The sequence below is a fragment of the Aquabacterium sp. A3 genome (genome assembly GCF_038069945.1).
GTDB lineage: Bacteria > Pseudomonadota > Gammaproteobacteria > Burkholderiales > Burkholderiaceae_C > Aquabacterium.
This window is the reverse complement of sequence record NZ_JBBPEV010000013.1, coordinates 1-3253: the sequence shown is the minus strand read 5'-3', so window position 1 is coordinate 3253 and position 3253 is coordinate 1. Positions and strand designations below refer to the sequence as shown.

The following is a 3253-nucleotide window of genomic DNA, read 5'->3' as shown; positions in this document are numbered from 1 at the left end:
ACAGCCTAACTGTCAGGTCAACGCGGACGCAACCAAGGGCCATGCCTTCGGCATTCTCATGGCCCTTGGTTGTGCCCTCCGCCCTAGCGGGCTCCGGCGCCGGTTACCTTGGTAGTTAGGCCCCCCTTAAACTCATGCCAAGTTTCGCAAACACGCCGCAGCCGCCGTATTACGCAGTCATCTTTTCATCTCAGCGAACCGAAGGCAATCAAGGCTACTCAGTAATGGCCGAGCGCATGGTTGAACTTGCCTCGCGTCAGCGCGGCTATCTCGGCGCGGAAAGTGCCCGAGATGCTGGCGGCTTCGGCATCACTGTCTCGTACTGGTCTGACGAGGCGGCCATTAGAGCGTGGAAGGCCGACATCGAACATCTTGCTGCCCAAGAGCAAGGTCGCGCCACTTGGTATGAGCACTTTCATGTGCGTGTCAGCAAAGTGGAGCGCGCGTATTCAATGACATGAAGTGCGCAGCAGCGAACTGCCGCGCCAGCATCCCGCAGTCATGGCTTCGCCATCACTGCCAGGCATCTTCCGCGACCCAGGTGGTAGCCAAGCCATCACAGCGTCTGGCACACTGTTCTCAAACATCAAAGGGAGCATCTGTGCAGCATCACTGTTCATCGAACCACGGCCAGTTTGCCGTGTGCTCCACGCCCTCTACTCCGCGCCCCAGCCTAACTGTCAGGTCAACGCGGACGCAACCAAGGGCCATGCCTTCGGCATTTTCATGGCCCTTGGTTGTACCCTCCGCCCTGGCGGGCTCCGGCGCCGGTTACCTTGGTAGTTAGGCCTTCGTTTCCCAAACTCTCTGGAAGTCGAATGAGCGGTTTGCGGAAGGCTCTGGAATCCTGGTTTGATGCCCACAGCATGGGCTTTTTGAACGGTTTAAACGCGCGCCGAACCTGCAGCACAGCACGCATAGGGTCTTACTTTCGCCGCTCTGGTTGGCTGTCTGTCCTTCGGCAGCCTGCTAGCCAAACAGCGGCGCCCAAGAGCCACATGCCATCGGCCTTGTGGGCTGCCTGTCCTGCGGCAGTCAGCGCAACATCCAGGGGCGCCAAAGTGCCATTCGCCATCGGCCTTTTGGCACAACAACATCGGTGGTCTTCCACCAAGCCGGGGCGTCTGGCACACTGATCGCAAACATCAAAGGGAGCGTCTATGCAGCACTGCTGTTCATCGAACCACGGCAGGTTTGCCGGGTGCTCCACGCCCTCTCCTTCGCGCCCCAGCCTAACTGTCAGGTCAACGCGGACGCAACCAAGGGCCATGCCTTCGGCATTCTCATGGCCCTTGGTTGTGCCCTCCGCCCTGAAGGGCTCCGGCGCCGGTTACCTTGGTAGTTAGGCCTTCGTTTCCGAAGCTCTCTGGAAGTCGAGTGAGCAGTATTCGGAAGGCTCTGGAAGCCTGGTTTGGTGTCCACTGCCTTACCCTTTTGAACGGTTTCAACGCGCGCCGAACCTGCAGCACGGCACGCATGGGGTCTTACTTTGGCCGCTCAGTCCGGCCGTCTGTCCTCCGGCAGCCTGCTCACCACCGCGCTGCGCCCAAGTGCCACACGCCATCGGCCTTGTGGGCCGCCTGTCCTGCGGCAGTCAGCTCAACATCCTGGGGCGCCAAAGTGCCATTCGCCATCGGCCTTTTGGCCAAACACGCTCGGTGGTCTTCCACCAAGACCGCGCGTCTGGCAGACTCTCTGGAAACATCAAAGGGAGCGTCTGTGCAGCATCACTGTTCATCGAACCACGGCCAGTTTGCCGTGTGCTCCACGCCCTCTACTTCGCGCCCCAGCCTAACTGTCAGGTCAACGCGGACGCAACCAAGGGCCATGCCTTCGGCATTCTCATGGCCCTTGCTTGTACCCTCCGCCCTGGCGGGCTCCGGCGCCGGTTACCTTGGTAGTTAGGCTTCCAAAATTCCATGCGCATTCTCACCTATAAGCGAACTCATACAGGCGATCCCAATGAGGATGGGGTATTTGGAATCAACGACTGTATGGGTCAAGTACGTGACCTTGAGTATGAGGCCGTCATAGGAATTGGCGGCATCGGATCAGAAGCCAGGAAACATAGAATTGATGGGAAAATTACGTGGGTCGGAATAGCTCCGAGCAAGCATGTTGGTGATTGGGCTTCGCCTCTTGTTACTTTTAAGCATTTCTTATTGTTTGATGCAGGAGGTCCAACCTTGGCGTCGTTAGCGCCAAACTTAGCTCGCCGTATGTACGAAGGCAAAGTTCGATATCTCTTGACCGGCTATACGCTCGAAGAACAAGCAGATGCTCAAGCAGTCGTGAATTGGGTCATCACAGCCACACAAGGTGTACAAGGCAAAAAAGCAAAGATGCACAAGGGCTACAAAATTCGTTGCATCAGCCAATCCTCCAAATGCGCAGAAAATAAAAACATTACAGAAAAAAAGCTACCCGGGATGAAACGTTGTGAGTAACTTATGCAATATCTCATCTGCCACCAGCGCGGATTGACACGTGAAGTGCAACCCCCATAAATTCAGATCATGTGTTATTCCATCCCCTTCCACTCCGCTCCCCAGCCTAACTCGGCGTTGCACGCGGACGCCACCATGGGCCATCGCTTCGCGATTTTGATGGCCCATGTTGGTGCCCTGCGCCCTTACGGGCTCCGGCGCCGGTGAACTCAGCGTTAGGCCTCTTCAAACCACGATCGTGATGACTCCACAAATCTTCAAATCGATTGTTGCGGGTATCGGCATTGCATTTGCCGCCGCGTTCATCTGGATCGTCGCGCCACCATTGATGCAAAACCCCGATGTAGTTGGCGCATTCGCCGCTGGCTTTGTCAATCCGTATGCATCAGGTTACGCACTGGACGCAATTAGCTGCTGGGCCATTCTCACCTCTTGGGTTCTTTATGAAGCAAAGTCATCCGGCGTCAAGCACGGATGGATCGCCATAGTGTTGGGCATTGCACCCGGCGTAGCTACTGGCTTCGCGTTCTACCTGCTGCTTCGCATGCAACAAGGCCGAAAATGAGTCCCAGTGCCGCCTCTCGCTTCCCGCATATCACCCCAGCGCGGATTGACACACGTGGACTGAGACGTGAAGTGCAATGCCCAAAAATGCAGGCGGCTGTACTATAAAAACCTTCCACTCCGCGCCCCAGCCTAACTGTCAGGTCAACGCGGACGCAACCAAGGGCCATGCCTTCGGCATTCTCATGGCCCTTGCTTGTGCCCTCCGCCCTGGCGGGCTCCGGCGCCGGTTACCTTGGTAG

The 3253-nt window shown here is 57.1% G+C and carries 3 protein-coding genes; all 3 read left to right on the top strand.

Annotated elements, in window-relative coordinates; genetic code table 11:
- Positions 1-134: 134 nt before the first annotated feature.
- The 3 genes from WNB94_RS17060 to WNB94_RS17050 all read left to right on the top strand — a co-directional run bounded on the left by WNB94_RS17060 (position 135) and on the right by WNB94_RS17050 (position 3012).
- Positions 135-461, top strand: coding sequence for an antibiotic biosynthesis monooxygenase family protein (locus tag WNB94_RS17060; protein WP_341391572.1), 327 nt, complete (start codon positions 135-137; stop codon positions 459-461).
- Between the two features lie 1458 nt (positions 462-1919).
- Positions 1920-2447, top strand: coding sequence for a hypothetical protein (locus WNB94_RS17055; protein WP_341391571.1), 528 nt, complete (start codon positions 1920-1922; stop codon positions 2445-2447).
- Between the two features lie 166 nt (positions 2448-2613).
- Complete coding sequence (locus WNB94_RS17050) at positions 2614-3012, top strand: DUF2834 domain-containing protein (protein ID WP_341391570.1); 399 nt, start codon at positions 2614-2616, stop codon at positions 3010-3012.
- Positions 3013-3253: the final 241 nt, after the last annotated feature.